The sequence below is a fragment of the Bacillus sp. HU-1818 genome, from assembly GCF_022695965.1.
Classification (GTDB): Bacteria; Bacillota; Bacilli; order Bacillales; family Bacillaceae; genus Bacillus; species Bacillus atrophaeus.
On record NZ_JAAPBE010000002.1, the window covers coordinates 514,616 to 530,527 of the forward strand.

A 15,912-nucleotide genomic window follows, 5' to 3' on the forward strand; every position below is an offset into this window, starting at 1 on the left:
AATTGATATTGGAGGTCAATTTCCAAAGGGTGTATAGTGAATCATATCACAAGATTTATTTAAAATTTTATATTTAATCTGCATAATAAGGAGTGAGGGTGTTGACCAAAGCAACAAAAGAACAAAAATCCCCTATCAAAAATCGGGGGGCGGAGCTTGTTGTTGATTGCTTAGTGGAGCAAGGTGTCACACATGTTTTTGGCATTCCGGGTGCAAAAATTGATGCGGTTTTTGATGCTTTACAGGATAAAGGGCCGGAGCTGATTGTATGCCGGCATGAGCAAAATGCGGCGTTTATGGCAGCCGCTGTCGGGCGTTTAACCGGAAAACCGGGCGTCTGCCTTGTCACGTCCGGTCCCGGCGCATCCAATTTAGCGACAGGCCTGTTAACAGCAAATACAGAAGGTGATCCGGTCGTTGCGCTCGCGGGAAATGTCATACGGGCAGATCGGTTAAAACGGACACATCAATCATTGGATAACGCGGCTTTATTTCAATCCATTACAAAATATAGTGTAGAAGTCCAGGATACAGGGAATATACCAGAAGCAGTCACAAATGCGTTCAGGGAAGCATCAGCAGGTCAGGCGGGTGCAGCTTTTGTAAGCTTTCCGCAAGATGTTGTGAATGAAGTCACAAACATTAAAAACGTTCGCGGGATCCCAACGCCGAAACAAGGGCCGGCACCGGACGAATTGATCAGCGCGGCCATTGCAAAAATCCAAACGGCGAAACTTCCCGTAATATTGGTAGGAATGAAGGGCGGAAGACCGGAAGCGGTAAAAGCCATCCGCAAACTGCTGGAAAAGGTCAAACTTCCTTTTGTTGAAACATACCAAGCTGCGGGTACATTATCGAGAGAGCTTGAAGACCAATATTTCGGCCGTATCGGGCTATTCCGCAATCAGCCGGGCGACCTTTTGCTTGAGCAGGCGGATGTCGTGCTGACGATCGGTTATGATCCGATTGAGTACGATCCGAAATTCTGGAATGTAAAAGGAGACCGGACGATCATCCATCTTGACGAAATTCAGGCTGATATTGATCATGCTTACCAGCCGGAGCTTGAATTAATCGGTGATATCGCGTCAACTGTTCACCATATTGAACATGATGCCCTGAAGGTTGATATAGAGAAACGGGACCAAATGATGCTGAGCGAGTTGAAGGACATGCTGAATGAGAGCGAACAGGCCCCGGCAGAACAGAAGAAGGACCGGGTGCATCCTCTTCATATCATCAAAGAATTGCGCAGCGCAATAGATGATAACGTGACTGTCACTTGTGACATCGGATCACACGGCATTTGGATGTCCCGGTATTTCCGCGCGTATGAACCGCTTAAACTTTTGATCAGCAACGGCATGCAGACGCTTGGAGTCGCGCTTCCGTGGGCGATCGCGGCAGCATTGGTCAATCCAGGAGAAAAAGTGGTATCTGTCTCAGGTGACGGCGGTTTTCTTTTCTCAGCGATGGAATTAGAAACGGCGGTTCGCCTTAAGACGCCTATCGTTCACCTCGTTTGGAATGACAGCACATATGACATGGTGGCATTTCAGCAAATGAAAAAATACAACCGCAAATCAGGCGTCGATTTCGGCAATGTTGATATTGTGAAGTATGCGGAAAGCTTCGGCGCAACCGGTTTGCGTGTTGAATCTCCGGATCAACTGTCGGATGTCCTTCAAAAGGGTTTAAATACAGACGGCCCGGTCATTATCGATATCCCGGTTGATTACAGCGACAATGTTCATTTAGCGAGCGACATGATTCCGAAGAAATTTGAAGAACATATGAAAACAAAAGCTCTCTAGCACTCTGCGCAACAGGAACCTGTTTTCTTATGAACAGAACAATAATTAAAGGAGTGAAGGGAATATGAAAAATGCAAGCGATGTGCAAGTATTAAGCCGCGGCCGGAAAGGCCAGCCGGCAAGCCAGGTGTACCAAGTATCAACCATGACATCTTTATTGGACGGAGTATACGACGGCGATTTTGAAATGAGAGACATTCCGAAATACGGTGATTTCGGAATCGGAACTTTTAATCAGCTTGACGGAGAGCTGATTGGTTTTGACGGAGAGTTTTACCGTCTTCGTTCAGACGGAAAAGCGACACCTGTCCAAGACGGAGACCGTTCTCCGTTTTGTTCATTTACTTTCTTTAAGCCCGACATCACACATAAGATTGATGCCAAAATGACACGGGAAGAATTCGAAGAAGAAATCATCAGTCTTCTGCCAAGCAAAAACTTGTTTTACGCGATCCGTTTAGACGGCGTATTTAAAAAGGTGAAGACAAGAACAGTGGAATTGCAGGAAAAACCATATGTGCCGATGGTTGAAGCGGTGAAAACGCAGCCCGTTTTTAACTTTGATAATATCAGAGGAACAATTGCCGGCTTTTGGACGCCGGGTTATGCAAATGGAATTGCTGTATCAGGCTATCACCTGCATTTCATAGATGAAGGCCGCAATACAGGAGGTCACGTGTTTGACTATGTCATTGAAGAATGCACAGTCACCATTTCACAAAAAATGAATATGAATCTGAGACTTCCGAATACATCAGACTTTTTCAATGCAAATTTAGATAACCCTGATTTTGCGAAAGATATTGAAACGACAGAAGGAAATCCTGAATAAAAAAAGAAAGCCCGCAAACGCAGGGCTTTCTTTTTGTTTGGCTATTTAAATGTTTTTAGATAAAATACAATCAAAACAGTAAAGGTGTGGATTCAATGAAAATATTGGTTTTGGCTGTTCATCCTCATATGGAAACATCTGTCGTCAATAAGGCATGGGTTGAAGAATTGAAAAAACATGATCAAATCAGGGTTCGTGAACTTTACAAGGAGTACCCGGATGAAGCGATTGACGTAGTGAAAGAGCAGCAGCTGTGCGAGCAATATGACCGGATCGTTTTTCAATTCCCTCTATATTGGTATAGCTCTCCGCCCCTTTTGAAAAAATGGCTTGACCTAGTGCTGACATATGGCTGGGCCTATGGTTCTGAAGGAAAAGCTCTGCACGGCAAGGAGTTGATGCTGGCCGTTTCCACAGGGAGCGAGGCAGAAAAATACCAGGCGGGCGGAAGCAACCATTATTCGTTAAGCGAGCTGCTCAAGCCGTTTCAAGCGACTAGCAATTTGATCGGCATGACGTACCTGCCGCCATATGTTTTTTATGGAGTAAAATATGCAAATGCCGATGACATTGCGATCAGCGCAAAACGTTTAACAGATCATATCCTGAATTCATTCTCTTAAAACAAAGTCCTGGCACATATGTGCCAAGGGCTTTTTAAATTAAAATTCGGGTAATTCTGATAGGTTATTTTCTTTTGTGCCATCCGGTTCACTGCGTAAGATGTCGCGTCCGTATTTATGGAAGACATCCGTGTGAGCCAGATTCCCTGCTTTCGCTTCTGCCAGGGCAGCGGGGTAATCAAGCTCCCTGCCCGTGTTTGTTTTAACCGCAATAATATTTTCCTCATCATTCCTTCGTACTGCGATAATTTCTTCTTTTCCCGATGTATCTGTTGTCTGATCATTGTTTGTTTGCCTGGATTTATAATCCTCATACGCAGCTTCAAACTTATCCATCTTACACCACCTCCATTGTTTAACGTAAACAATTGTTCTCCATATCATGTATTTTCTTAAAATTAAATTGACTTAGGTGAAATAAAAACGCAATTAAAGCGCAAATGATGTACGGTCAAGAAAATAATAGCTTGGTCAAGACAGCAGAAAAAACCGGCATACGACAATATTTCCTGAGAAATATTTTGGAAATGCGACAATACGATTCATCATTAGAGAAAATAAAAGGGATTCCGCGTTATTAAACGGAATCCCTTTTCTGTTATTTTGACATTTGTAAGTCTTTTGTTTTGATATAACCTGTTTTACCGCCATAATCGACAAATACCCAATCATAATCAAATCCGCCATTTTTCGTCTTATTCCAGCCTAAAAAGGAGACACTGGTGTTGGCTGGAAGAGAAGCTGTGCTTTTTCCGGCAGCAGAAGCATAAACATTGGTTTTTGTTGTGGTTTTCACTGTCGTTGCTTCTTTTACAATATAATGAGTAGAAACAAATCCTGTCTTACCGTTTTTATAATGAACCTTTGCCCAATCAGCATTTGAAAGTGAAATCATTTTTAAGCTGTCGCCCAGATGAAGCGTGTCAGCTTTTGCGCTGGATGCCGAAGCTTTTGTTCTGACATTCAGTGCTTCTGCAGAAACCAAATATGAATCAATAGGGTAGCTGTATAGATCGTCAATGCTCACTGCCTCCATTGGCTGTTTTGCCTGCAAAGGGCTTGCGCCAAGTGCGGAGGCGGCTGTCACTCCGGCTGCGAGTGTAAGTACTGACAAAGTTTTTGCCGTTCTCTTCATCTTGTCCCTCTCCTTTACTAAGAGAAATGAAAAAGTTTCTTTTATACCTTTTCACGTTTCCGTGGGTTGCTAAACATAAAAAAGGATCAGATAATCATCTGATCCGTAAATGGCCTTATTTCTGTGTCTGTAATTTTAACGGTGCGGAAATTGATTCTTTCACTTTTTTCCCCTTTAGGATATCGTTCGCTGCTTCTGTTGCCAGCTTTCCGATCAGTTCTGGCTGCTGGGCGACGGTGGCTGAAAGCTTCCCGGCTTTAATGGAAGAAATCGCATCCGTATTGCCGTCAAAGCCGACGACGAGAATGTCTTTTCCAGAGCTGTTGATGGCTTCAAGAGCGCCGAGCGCCATTTCATCATTATGGGCGAAAACCGCCTTGATTTCAGGATGCCCTTGCAGCAGGTTTTCCATGACGGTCAGCCCTTTGGTACGGTCAAAGTCTGCGGATTGCTTTGTCACGACATCCAGTTTTTTGTCCGCTATATTGTGGAAGCCTGAGCCGCGTTCCCTTGTCGCGGAAGCACCCGGCACGCCTTCGAGCTCGGCAACCTTGGCGTTTTCTCCAAGCTGTTCAGCGATATATTCGGCGGCCATTTCACCGCCCTTGATGTTATCAGAGGCGACCAGTGTCTCCACTTTGCCTTTTTCTGCAGAACGGTCAAGCGTCACGACAGGGATTCCAATCGAGTTTGCTGATTCTACGGCTGTTGAAATGGCCGATGAGTCGGTCGGATTAATTAAGAGAGCGTCTACTCCTTGCTGAATGAGATCTTCCACATCATTTGTCTGTTTGGAAGAGTCATTTTGCGCATCAACGATAATCACTTTGATGCCCCGTTTTTTCGCTTCCTTCTCTACTCCTTTTTTTAAAGAAACAAAGAATGGATTATTAAGGGTTGAAACGGATAAACCGATTTTTAATTCCTTTTTTTTGTCCGAGTTTGAAGGCTTTGCCCATTGGGGAGGCTCAAGCGAACAAGCGGACAGCAAAACCAATGATAATGATACGATGACCAATAACGCCTTCTTCATGTGTAACCCTCCTATGCTGACTTCTTACGGTCTAATAATACCGCGATTAAAATGACGATCCCTTTAACGACCATTTGATAAAATGATGATACGCCGAGCAGGTTCAGTCCGTTATTCAATGTGCCGATGATTAACACCCCGATTAATGTTCCGATCATGCGTCCGCGTCCGCCTGAAAGGCTTGTTCCGCCGAGAACCACCGCGGCAATCGCATCCAATTCGTAGGATTCTCCGGCGGTCGGCTGTGCTGAATTTAAGCGGGAAGTCAAAATAGCGCCCGCAAGAGCGGATAAAAGGCCGGCCAGTGAATAAATCATTACTTTGACCCGCGGTACTTTAATGCCTGAAATCAGTGCTGCTTTTTCATTTCCGCCGATTGCATACGTGCGTCGTCCAAACGGTGTTTTATGAAGCAAAATCCAAAGAATGGCAAAGGCAATCACCATCGTAATCGCAGGGACGGGAATGCCGAGAAAGTAACCGCGCCCGAACAATTGAAACGCATAGTTCGTGCCAAGTCCTGTAATCGGGTTTCCGTCTGTATAAACAAGCGTCAGCCCGCGGAATACAGTCATGGTTGCCAATGTGGCGATAAATGGAGCCATTTTTCCTTTTGTAATTAGAAGTCCGTTGATCATGCCCAGCACAGCACCGATGACACAGCCAATGATCACGGCGAGAATCGGATCAATGCCTGACACAATCATGCCGGCAACTAACGCGCTGGACAGGGCGAGAATGGCGCCGACAGACAGGTCAATTCCTCCTGTTAAAATGATAAAGGTCATGCCAAACGCGATAAGCGCGTTAATGGCAACTTGACGCAGCAGATTTAATATATTTAACGGTTCAAGAAAACTTGGATTTAAAATAGATACAATCAAAACGAGTATAAATAAACCGAGAAAAGGGACGAGCTTTTGAATAACTGTATCAAAATGAATGCGCTTTTGTTGTTGTGTATGTTCAATTTTCATCTTACTGCCCTCCTGTGGCGAGTGTCATAATCCGTTCCTGTGTGGCTTCCCGGGAGGCGACTTCTCCGCTGATTTTTCCTTCATGTACGACAATGACTCTGTCACTCATTCCGATAATTTCAGGAAGCTCGGATGAAACCATGATAATCGCGACTCCCCGATCGGTCAGTTCGTTCATTAAAGTATAAATTTCTCTTTTTGCTCCTACATCAACACCTCTAGTCGGTTCGTCCAAAATCAATACCTTAGGACCGATGCCGATCCATTTGGCAATTACGACTTTTTGTTGATTTCCGCCTGAGAGATTGCGCGCATGGGTTTCAGGTGAAGCGGTTTTAATGGTCAATCGGTTGATCAGCAGCTCGACAAATGAGGCTTCGCGTTTTTGGTCGATCACGCCTTTAGGAGAAAAGCTGGTCAGACTGGGAAGAGCTATGTTTTCCCTGATAGACGTATCTAGCAACAGCCCCTCGTCTTTACGATTCTCAGTAATAAAGCCGAGCCCTTTTTTGACTGCGTCATTCGGGTTTTTAATGTTTGTTTTTTCTCCTGCAAGCCAGATTTCCCCGGAGTCCAGACGGTCAATGCCGAACAGCGCTCTCATAATCTCTGTCCGTCCGGCTCCCATCAAACCTGAGACACCGACAATCTCGCCGGAGCGTACATGGAAGCTGACATGTTCGAAGCTGCCTTTTTTGGACGCGTCTCTCACTTCTAATACGATATCGCCGAGCTCGGGTCTGCGTTGAGGATAACGATCGGTCAGTTCACGGCCGACCATTTTTTTCACGACTTCATCAAAGCTCGTTTCCGGAATGTTTGTCGTATCAACTGTTTTCCCGTCCCGCATAATGGTGATTCGGTCGCAAATCGTAAAGATTTCCTCCATTCGATGCGAAATATAGACAATGGACACTCCGTCCTTTTTTAAGGACGCAATAACCTCAAAAAGTTTGTTGATTTCCCGTTCTGTCAAGGCTGCGGTCGGTTCGTCCATAATGATGACTTCAGCCTTTGTCATCAGGGCTTTAGCGATTTCTATCATTTGCTGCTGGCCGACAGAACATTTCCCGGCTTCTTGATCAAGAGATAATGAGACGGAAAGCTTTTCAAATTGCTTTTTTGCTAGCGCTTTCATTTTCTTTGTGTTTAGAATTCCGAGTTTTGATGTCATCTCTTTTCCGATAAAAAGATTTTCTAAGACAGTCATTTCCGGCCAAATATTCAGCTCTTGGTGAATGAATGCGATTCCATTTTGTTCCGCTTCTTTTGGATTGGAGAAATAGGTTTCCTTGCCGTTGATTCTGATGCTCCCTTTATCAAGGCCGTGCAGACCTGTCAGGAGGTTCATGAGAGTTGATTTGCCCGCGCCGTTTTCTCCCATCAACGCGTGAACCTCGCCTGGCTTTAGGTTAAAAGAAACGCCTGAGAGCACTTGGTTTTTACCGAATGCCTTATGGATGTCATTCATGTCGATCTGCATTCTTGATCCCCTCTTTCTAGAAAATCACACCTGCCTGCAGGATGCAGTTGGCGTATGGCGTGACTTCGCCTGTTCGTATGATGGCTTTTGCTTCCTTAGTCAGCTGTTTGAATTCTTCGTGAGACAGGTATTCAACCGGCTGTTTTTTAAACTGGTTTTCTATAAAATTCGCACTCTGCGGATTGGCTGTCTTGATTTCAGAAGCTGCCGTGACTTTTTCGACGACCATTTCCTCTGCCAGCAGTTCGGTGACGTCCTTAAAGCCGGGAACACCGGGCTTTAGGGACAGATCAATTTTCAGGACGCCGTCAGGCACAGGCAATCCTGCATCCGCGATGACGATTTTGTCTGTGTGGCCAAGGTCCGCCAAAATCTTGGCGAGATGGCTGTTTAAAATGCCGTGTTTTTTCATGACAGCAGCTCCTCTACTTCTTCCCTTGTCGGCATCCCGCCCTGAGCGCCGAATTTACAGACGGAAATGGATGCAGCACGATTAGCGAATCGCAGAGCGTCGTCAATTTCTTTACCTTCCGCAAGAGCGACTGCAAATGCAGCGTTGAAGGTATCTCCCGCGCCCGTTGTATCAACCGCTTCAACAGGGAAGGAAGGGATGAGCCTTTCTTTGCTGCCGTCTGAGTAGCGGACGCCTTGTTTGCCTTCTGTAATAAACAGCTTAGCCGGATATTGTGTGAGTGCTTCAGAGGCTGTCATACCGGGAAACAAAATGGCCGCTTCATGTTCGTTTGGCGTAAGAAATGAAGCATAATCGATCGTTTCCTGTTTAAGCGGACGGGCAGGAGCCGGATTCAGCATGATCGGAATATCGTGTGAGCGGCAATAGCTGCAAACTTCATCTACCGTTAATTCAGGAATTTCCTGCTGAATGAGCACGATGTCGATTTTTTCAAGCTGTTCAAGTGCCTGTTTGGCATACTCAGGTGTGATCTCATCATTGGCGCCTTTCACAACTACAATGCTGTTATCGCCTTCTGCAAGCACGATGTGAGCTGTTCCGCTGTCTTTGTGTGTAACCGGTTCCATATATTCCGTGCTGACACCGTTTGCTTTCAGATTATCAATGATCGCTTTACCGTAGTGATCGTCTCCGACCTTACCGACCATTGTGACGCGGGCGCCGAGTCTGGAAGCCGCGACTGCCTGATTCGCTCCCTTGCCGCCGGGCACTGTCTGGAATGAGGTGCCAAGCACGGTTTCTCCTGCTTTCGGGCGTTTATCCGATGTGACGACTAAGTCCATCGAACAGCTGCCGATTACGCAAATATTGCTCATTTTTCAATCTTCCTTTCTAGTCGTTTGTCTTTTGATAAAGGTAACGGGCATCTGGATTGCCGTCTCTTTTAAAGGCTGTTTTTTTATGATGGTCAGAAGGAGCTTGGCCGCTTCCTTTCCCATGTCATATGCCGGCTGTCTGATCGTGGAAAGCGGCGGGAAGAGGAGTTCGCTTTGCGGTATATCATCATAACCGATAATCTGGATATCCTCAGGGACCCGTTTTTCTTGCTGCAATGCTTCATGCAGAACAGCCGCAGCCACAATGTCATTGCTGGCAATTACGCCGTCCGTATCCGGATAAGCAGCAAAGAGTTCTTTTGCCGATGTTTGGGCATCCTTAAAAGAAAATGATGCTGTCGTGATGATCTGAAAGTTCACATCAGCGTGACGTAAAACGTCGAGCGCGCCGCTAAAGCGTTCTTGCGCGGTCGGCAGGTGGGCAGGCCCTTTGAAGAGCGTAATGCACTTACTGTTCCCGCGCAGCATTTCCTCGGCAGCGATTTTTCCCCCGGTCCGTCCGTCGCTGTATACAGAAGGAGCGCCTTCAGGTGTCCGGTCTAAAAAAACCACAGGCTGTTCCATGCCGCTGTATTCCGCAAGGTCGGGATAGTTTGTGGCAGCAATCATTCCAGCGACTTGATTTTGCTTAAAGGTTTGAAGGTATTCAAGCTCTTTTTCAAGATTTTCATCACTGTTTCCAAAGATAAGCCGATAGCCTTCACGCTGTAATTCATCCTCAACACCCCGGGCAAGCTGAGGAAAAAAGGGGTTTGTAATATCCGGAAGCAATAGTCCGATCAGTCGCGATTCTCTTTTATAGAGGGATCTGGCGACTTCATTCGGATAATAATTCAGCTTTTCCATTGCCGCGGTCACCCGTGTTCTTGTTTCTTCATGTACATAACCGTTGTCATTCAGCACGCGGGAGACTGTCGCGACAGAAACACCCGCGGCTCCGGCGACATCCTTAATCGTAGCCACAAAAGCTCCTCCTTACAGTGTGTAACCGTTTACATGAAATAGATTATCACGAACAATGAAGGTTGGCAACAGAAATGTGCAAACCAAAAAAGGAGAACGAATCTCCTTTTCAATTCACTATGCCAATTTGAGAAATGCGAACGTCGATATCCGGAATGATTTCGATAGAGGTATACAGGTCTCTCCAATTGAATCGCCTGTAATCTTCGAGATGCTTTGATTTGTATTTTCTTCCTATTCCTAAGACATCGGATTTGTAAGATTGAGTCTTTTTAATAATAGAGGCAGCATCTTTTTCTAAATGGTTTGAAGCCTGCCGATTAATTCTTGTAATTGCCTTGTTTGAATCCAGCATGTCCTTCGGATATTCGACAACTCTTGCGTCCAGCTTTAATGACAGCTTAACTTTTAGATGATCGGGATTTGCATCTATAAAGGAAATCGAGCGCGAAGCATCTGTAATTCCTAAGGAAATGTAGTTTTTGATATCGGGTGTGTAATGATCCCAGAGTTTCAGGTTGATGCCGGCTGATTTGTTAAAATGGCCTGCCAAAAGAGTCAGGAGCGTCGAATCCTGTCCGCGTATTTCTGTCACTTTTTTCTGGTTGCTGAACAAAGCGGTACCTTCCACTTTAATCGTTTTTCCATTATGAACAGAAAGATAAGGAAGAGTAAAATCCTCACCCGTATGCAGCATTTTTGAACGGATGGTTTGCAGATTTTCAAGCTGAATGTTTGATTCCTCACTCGCGCTGTTTAAAAGGTTGCTCAAAAATTTGCTTACAATCAGTTTTTGGTCAACAATTAGCTGCAGCACTTCAATTGCTTTCCCGTCCTTTACGACAGCGGGTTGTGCGAGCAAAGGGCTTTTCGCATCTCTGTAGTACGTATCAAGATAAGGAAACATCTGCTTTTCCGCCATTTTTTCTCCGATAAGCAATATCCGCTGTTTCGAGATATCGATCCGCTGATCCACAAGCTTATCTAATTTAAAACGGGCCTCACGTGTTGTATGTCCTGTAGCACTGAGAACGGTGGTGATGAATGTCCCGCCTGTTTCCTGCTCCGCCTGTGAACTCTGTACTTTTCGATAGGTAATGCCCATCGTGTTATTTCCGTTTTCATCAGTGTCAAGACTGGCTGTCAGAACAAGTGCTATGTCTTTTAATAAGTTCTGGTCCCAACAGCCGGTTACACCCATACATAAACACATGATAATGACTAGTACATGTTTAGAGCGCATGCCGTCCCCCCTTTTTCATCATAAAAGCAATGAGTGCCACAATAACCGGAAAGAGATAGACAAAAATAAAGTCCGCGATACGGCTGACTTGATCGACAACATGCACACTTTGATCAGTACGCGTTGCCGAGATAGACAACATAAAAACGATGGCAGAGAGGATATAAACAAACCATTTATGATCTTGTTTCCCGAATAATTTAGCTGCCCCGGTACTTGCAAGATAGAAGACATTTGCTAGTGTGGCAAATACAGTGACAAACCAAAATGTCAGAAAGATGAGGTCCGTCCGCTCGATTACCCGGAATGAGACGGTTTTTAATAAATACAAAACAGGTTCAGGAATGATATTGATTTCCTCAGGGCTGAAAATGACAAAACAAGTCACAGTGATATATAGATAGTAGAAAGTCGTAAACAAATTGGCAATCGTCATGATCTTATAGCGCTGTCTGACGGTACACTTCACAAGCGGCGCTAAAATCAGCATGGATTCAAAGCCATTCACACTGACAAACATATCCTGTGAAGCCCAGAATATATCCCTTACATCACCCTGAAAAATCGGAAGGATATAAGAAATATCGGCATCGCCAAGAGTGTAAATTAAAGGCAAAGACAAACCTACCATAATCGGTGTCAAAACAAAGCTGAATCTGGCAATGGCTTGTATCGGTTCTTTTGCAATATAAACGGAGCCAAACACAATCATCAGACTGATCACCCAATTTGGCGTCAGCGGCAGCACCCAAATATCTAAAATTCTTGAAAAAACAGATAAAATAAGAACACAGTTGAGCATGAAATAAAATATATATATCAGCTGAAGCGCTTTTCCGACATATTTTCCAAACATTTTTTCCAGCATCTCATAAAAAGTCAGCTCGGGAAATCGGAAAAATAAAATCATATACAGGCTGATCGTAACTTGGATTGAAATACCAGATAATAGGATGGAGATCCATCCGTCGCTTCCCGCTCTCTTCATCAGCATATGAGGCAAAGCGAGAAGCCCTATACTAACTTGGGTTTGAATAATAAAAAAGACGGCTTGCAGCTGGCTGATGTTTTTATTTTTCATCTTTTTTCCATCCTCTTATGTTTTTAAGACGGGTTGCGGCTTTTGGTTTGAGATAAACTGGCCGCTTCTTATACAGCCAAGACGGGAGCCTGATAAAGGCATCTTTTAAATCGGAAAAATGAAACGGTGAAAGCGGAGATAAATAAGGAATTCCGAGAGATTCAAGCTTACATAAATTCATCAAAATCAATCCAAACCCAAAGCCGATTCCGATAAAACCAAAGGAGGCGGCTAAAAACATGAGCGGAAAACGTATCGTGCGAATTGTGGTGCTCATTTCATAGGAAGGAAGCACAAAAGAAGACACAGCTGTCACCGCTACGACAATAATCATCATATTAGAGATTAATCCCGCCTGGACGACAGCGTCGCCAATGACCAGTCCGCCGACAATGCCGATTGTCTGGCTGATCGGCTTAGGAAGGCGCACCCCTGCTTCACGAATGAGTTCAATTGTAATTTCCATAATCATCGCTTCAACCAAAGGAGGAAACGGAATATTGACGATCGAGTTTTTCATCGTGACAATCAAATCGTTAGGAATAACCTCAAAATGAAAAGCAATCAGAGATATATAAAAAGCCGGCAATGTGATGGCGATCGAAAATGCCAAAAATCGCAGAATTCTCATAACACTGGCGGAAACCCATCGTGTGCTGTAATCATCAGGAGATTGAAAAAACGAAAAAAAGGTAATCGGGGCTATAATGGCCGACGGGCTTCCATCCATCATCAGAATCACGCAGCCTTCCATAATATTCGCTTTTACTTTGTCAGGCCGTTCAGTATTGATGACTTGGGGGAAAAGAGAAAAGGGATTATCCTCAATCGCTTCTTCAATGATTCCGGGAGTCAATAAGCTATCTATCTTTAAATATGAAAGACGACGTTTCATTTCTTTTACGATTTCCGGATCAGCGATATCCTCTATGTACAGCAGTGCTACCCGTGACCTGGCTTTTTCTCCGATATTTACATAGTGAATAGCCATGTTATGATCCTGAACATGATAACGAATCTGCTGAATATTCGTATCCAGGCTCTCTACAAAACCGTCATGAGCCCCGCGCACGATGCTTTCCGATTCCGGTTCGGTGATAGAGCGGAGCGGATTTTGGCCCGCTGTAAAGAGTTTTGCCTGTTCGGACTGTTCGCTGAAATACACAACGCTCCCCGATAAAATCGCATCAATGATATCGCAAAGTTCATTCTTTTCCGAGCTGCTGATGGCCTTCATATACAATTCAGGAGACTCGTCCTGCTGATAAAAATCAATAATAAATTCGTTGAGTTTTTTTTCATCAATCACGTTTTGCAGATAGAAAAAAACCGCTTTCGTATCCTTCATGTCAATCATGCGAATCCTTAAATCTTCGCACAGGATCAATTCCTCTTTTAAGGTCTGAACGGCAGAATCAAAATCGCCTTTCAAAAGGAGTTTCTCATCAGATGAATTCTTGCCGGCGGGCATCCTATCACATCCTTCCGATCTCGTAGTGTAGTTTTTAACAGCTATGCAGGTTTTATTCATGTATAAAATCGAGCGAATGTGACTTCATTTGCGAAAAAAACACAAAATTTGACAAACCATTCACATTTATGGATGAAGATTTCATGAACAAAAATTAAGTTTTATTAAAATTGTTTCAAAAGCATGTGAATAGACCTGCAAATGAATAGAAATCAAAAAGACTTTTTGCATAGAAAATGTTTATTTTTGTTAGTAAACACGGACCTCTCTTCAACCTATATTCGTTGTTGAGCGGCATAGTCATTTTGGAATAGGACTGCTATCTGCTATTCCTTGCGCAAAGGATGACTATATGACCTTATCCTTAAAAAACAGGTAAATAACGTTTCAAGGTCAAAGGAAGGCCAAACCTGCGTCATACCCCTGAAAAGTTGATATGAAAGGGATGGAAAAGATAGATTCGAAGTACATCTTTATTCCAATCCTCTACACTAGGCATAAAAGTCCAGAAAAAAATGAAGTTGTAAATGTAAGCGTATTCGTAATTAAGAAAGAAAAATCCAGTAAGATCTAAGTCCTGTTATTTACCAAAAATATCAAATGTAAATTGGGTATTATATCTCCTTCAAAAGAGAGGTTTGGCTCAGAGGCTGGGGGAAGATTATGTTACATAATGCCGATTGAGAATTCATAGTGATTCTATATACTGATGAATGAATTTACAACAAATATAGAAGGAGATGTCGATAAGCAATGTGGTTACTCATTTTAGCCTGTGCTGTCATAGTAGTCATCGGAATATTAGAAAAAAGGCGACATCAGAAAAATATTGATGCCCTGCCTGTGCGAGTCAACATTAACGGCATTCGCGGCAAATCCACAGTCACAAGGCTGACAACCGGAATTTTAATGGAAGCCGGTTACAAAACTGTAGGAAAAACAACAGGTACGGACGCAAGAATGATTTATTGGGATACTCCGGAAGAAAAACCGATTAAACGGAAACCGCAAGGACCAAATATCGGGGAACAAAAAGAAGTAATGAAAGAAACGGTGGACAGAGGAGCCAACGCAATTGTCAGTGAGTGCATGGCTGTAAATCCTGACTACCAAATTATCTTTCAGGAAGAACTGCTGCAGGCGAATATCGGAGTCATCGTAAATGTCCTGGAGGATCATATGGACGTCATGGGACCGACACTCGATGAGATCGCGGAAGCATTTACCGCAACGATTCCTTATAATGGACATTTGATTATTACAGATAGTGAATATACAGATTTCTTTAAACAAAAAGCAAAAGAACGAAACACAGAAGTCATTATAGCTGATAATTCTAAAATTACGGACGAGTATTTGCGTAAGTTTGAATATATGGTATTTCCTGATAATGCTTCGCTCGCTCTCGGTGTTGCCCAAGCGCTTGGCATTGATGAAGATACAGCTTTCAGAGGCATGCTGAATGCGCCGCCTGATCCGGGAGCAATGAGAATTCTTCCATTAATCAGTCCGAGTGAACCTGGTCATTTTGTAAATGGCTTTGCTGCAAACGACGCTTCTTCTACATTGAATATATGGAAACGTGTGAAAGAAATCGGGTATCCGACCGATGAACCGATCGTCATCATGAACTGCCGGGCGGACCGTGTAGATCGGACACAGCAATTTGCAAATGATGTTCTTCCTTATATTGAAGCAAGTGAACTGATTCTGATCGGAGAAACGACAGAACCTATTGTAAAAGCCTTTGAAGAAGGAAAGATACCTGCAGATAAGCTGCACGATCTTGAATACAAGTCGACAGAAGAGATTATGGAAGTCTTAAAGAAAAAAATGCACAACCGTGTCATATATGGTGTCGGTAACATTCATGGTTCAGCAGAACCGCTAATCGAAAAAATCCAAGAATACAAGGTTAAGCAGCTCGTTAGCTAGGAGGAAACGTA

At 43.9% G+C, this 15,912-nt stretch carries 15 protein-coding genes; 4 read left to right on the forward strand and 11 right to left on the reverse strand.

The annotated features are described in order from the left end of the window. The first annotated feature begins 101 nt into the window (after nucleotides 1-101). From alsS to GXP75_RS07980, 3 genes are all read left to right on the forward strand, one after another. Complete coding sequence (gene alsS, locus GXP75_RS07970; RefSeq protein WP_242556532.1) at nucleotides 102-1,814, forward strand: acetolactate synthase AlsS; 1,713 nt, start codon at nucleotides 102-104, stop codon at nucleotides 1,812-1,814. 64 nt (nucleotides 1,815-1,878) lie between these two features. Continuing rightward, entirely contained in the window at nucleotides 1,879-2,646 is a 768-nt protein-coding gene (gene budA / locus GXP75_RS07975) for an acetolactate decarboxylase (protein ID WP_214916247.1), read from the forward strand. A 95-nt stretch (nucleotides 2,647-2,741) separates the two neighbouring features. Continuing rightward, nucleotides 2,742-3,269 carry an NAD(P)H-dependent oxidoreductase gene (locus GXP75_RS07980; RefSeq protein ID WP_214916249.1) on the forward strand — a complete coding sequence of 176 codons (528 nt, stop codon included), beginning with the start codon at nucleotides 2,742-2,744 and terminating at the stop codon, nucleotides 3,267-3,269. Between the two features lie 39 nt (nucleotides 3,270-3,308). On the opposite strand, the gene GXP75_RS07985 is transcribed toward GXP75_RS07980, so the two are convergent. The 11 genes from GXP75_RS07985 to GXP75_RS08035 form a co-directional block, all read right to left on the reverse strand. Further along, nucleotides 3,309-3,605 carry a DUF3892 domain-containing protein gene (locus tag GXP75_RS07985; RefSeq protein ID WP_150224571.1) on the reverse strand — a complete coding sequence of 99 codons (297 nt, stop codon included), beginning with the start codon at nucleotides 3,603-3,605 and terminating at the stop codon, nucleotides 3,309-3,311. 262 nt (nucleotides 3,606-3,867) lie between these two features. After that, nucleotides 3,868-4,404, reverse strand: coding sequence for an SH3 domain-containing protein (locus tag GXP75_RS07990; protein ID WP_242556533.1), 537 nt, complete (start codon nucleotides 4,402-4,404; stop codon nucleotides 3,868-3,870). Nucleotides 4,405-4,519: 115 nt separating this feature from the next. Continuing rightward, entirely contained in the window at nucleotides 4,520-5,437 is a 918-nt protein-coding gene (gene rbsB, locus GXP75_RS07995) for a ribose ABC transporter substrate-binding protein RbsB (protein WP_214916253.1), read from the reverse strand. Between the two features lie 11 nt (nucleotides 5,438-5,448). Continuing rightward, nucleotides 5,449-6,414 (reverse strand): ribose ABC transporter permease RbsC, encoded by a 966-nt coding sequence (rbsC, locus tag GXP75_RS08000; RefSeq protein ID WP_010790126.1) that lies wholly within the window; start codon nucleotides 6,412-6,414, stop codon nucleotides 5,449-5,451. Nucleotide 6,415: 1 nt separating this feature from the next. Further along, complete coding sequence (locus tag GXP75_RS08005; protein ID WP_242556534.1) at nucleotides 6,416-7,897, reverse strand: sugar ABC transporter ATP-binding protein; 1,482 nt, start codon at nucleotides 7,895-7,897, stop codon at nucleotides 6,416-6,418. A 16-nt stretch (nucleotides 7,898-7,913) separates the two neighbouring features. After that, complete coding sequence (rbsD, locus tag GXP75_RS08010) at nucleotides 7,914-8,309, reverse strand: D-ribose pyranase (RefSeq protein ID WP_242556535.1); 396 nt, start codon at nucleotides 8,307-8,309, stop codon at nucleotides 7,914-7,916. Continuing rightward, nucleotides 8,306-9,187 (reverse strand): ribokinase, encoded by an 882-nt coding sequence (gene rbsK / locus GXP75_RS08015; RefSeq protein ID WP_242556536.1) that lies wholly within the window; start codon nucleotides 9,185-9,187, stop codon nucleotides 8,306-8,308. The genes rbsD and rbsK overlap by 4 nt, the downstream gene beginning before the upstream one ends. A 3-nt stretch (nucleotides 9,188-9,190) precedes the next feature. After that, nucleotides 9,191-10,171 (reverse strand): LacI family DNA-binding transcriptional regulator, encoded by a 981-nt coding sequence (locus GXP75_RS08020; protein ID WP_242556537.1) that lies wholly within the window; start codon nucleotides 10,169-10,171, stop codon nucleotides 9,191-9,193. Nucleotides 10,172-10,280: 109 nt separating this feature from the next. Continuing rightward, nucleotides 10,281-11,414 (reverse strand): Ger(x)C family spore germination protein, encoded by a 1,134-nt coding sequence (locus tag GXP75_RS08025; protein WP_214916264.1) that lies wholly within the window; start codon nucleotides 11,412-11,414, stop codon nucleotides 10,281-10,283. After that, nucleotides 11,404-12,495, reverse strand: coding sequence for a GerAB/ArcD/ProY family transporter (locus GXP75_RS08030; RefSeq protein ID WP_242556538.1), 1,092 nt, complete (start codon nucleotides 12,493-12,495; stop codon nucleotides 11,404-11,406). Before GXP75_RS08030 ends, GXP75_RS08025 begins: the two co-directional genes overlap by 11 nt. Then, nucleotides 12,485-13,966 carry a spore germination protein gene (locus GXP75_RS08035; RefSeq protein ID WP_242556539.1) on the reverse strand — a complete coding sequence of 494 codons (1,482 nt, stop codon included), beginning with the start codon at nucleotides 13,964-13,966 and terminating at the stop codon, nucleotides 12,485-12,487. The genes GXP75_RS08030 and GXP75_RS08035 overlap by 11 nt, the downstream gene beginning before the upstream one ends. Nucleotides 13,967-14,719: 753 nt before the next feature. Between GXP75_RS08035 and pgsB the strand changes: the two genes are divergently transcribed. Beyond that, the gene (gene pgsB / locus GXP75_RS08040; protein WP_003326669.1) at nucleotides 14,720-15,901 is read left to right on the forward strand and encodes a poly-gamma-glutamate synthase PgsB; all 1,182 of its coding nucleotides are present in this window, start codon (nucleotides 14,720-14,722) and stop codon (nucleotides 15,899-15,901) included. The last annotated feature ends 11 nt before the right edge of the window (nucleotides 15,902-15,912 follow it).

Coding starts and splice junctions, on each gene's coding strand:
- GXP75_RS07985 (WP_150224571.1), bottom strand. CDS start 3,605: ATGGATAAGTTTGAAGCTGCGTATGAGGATTATAAATCCAGGCAAACA.
- pgsB (WP_003326669.1), top strand. CDS start 14,720: ATGTGGTTACTCATTTTAGCCTGTGCTGTCATAGTAGTCATCGGAATA.
- rbsC (WP_010790126.1), bottom strand. CDS start 6,414: ATGAAAATTGAACATACACAACAACAAAAGCGCATTCATTTTGATACA.
- budA (WP_214916247.1), top strand. CDS start 1,879: ATGAAAAATGCAAGCGATGTGCAAGTATTAAGCCGCGGCCGGAAAGGC.
- GXP75_RS08025 (WP_214916264.1), bottom strand. CDS start 11,414: ATGCGCTCTAAACATGTACTAGTCATTATCATGTGTTTATGTATGGGT.
- rbsK (WP_242556536.1), bottom strand. CDS start 9,187: ATGAGCAATATTTGCGTAATCGGCAGCTGTTCGATGGACTTAGTCGTC.
- rbsB (WP_214916253.1), bottom strand. CDS start 5,437: ATGAAGAAGGCGTTATTGGTCATCGTATCATTATCATTGGTTTTGCTG.
- rbsD (WP_242556535.1), bottom strand. CDS start 8,309: ATGAAAAAACACGGCATTTTAAACAGCCATCTCGCCAAGATTTTGGCG.
- GXP75_RS08030 (WP_242556538.1), bottom strand. CDS start 12,495: ATGAAAAATAAAAACATCAGCCAGCTGCAAGCCGTCTTTTTTATTATT.
- GXP75_RS08005 (WP_242556534.1), bottom strand. CDS start 7,897: ATGCAGATCGACATGAATGACATCCATAAGGCATTCGGTAAAAACCAA.
- GXP75_RS07990 (WP_242556533.1), bottom strand. CDS start 4,404: ATGAAGAGAACGGCAAAAACTTTGTCAGTACTTACACTCGCAGCCGGA.
- GXP75_RS07980 (WP_214916249.1), top strand. CDS start 2,742: ATGAAAATATTGGTTTTGGCTGTTCATCCTCATATGGAAACATCTGTC.
- GXP75_RS08035 (WP_242556539.1), bottom strand. CDS start 13,966: ATGCCCGCCGGCAAGAATTCATCTGATGAGAAACTCCTTTTGAAAGGC.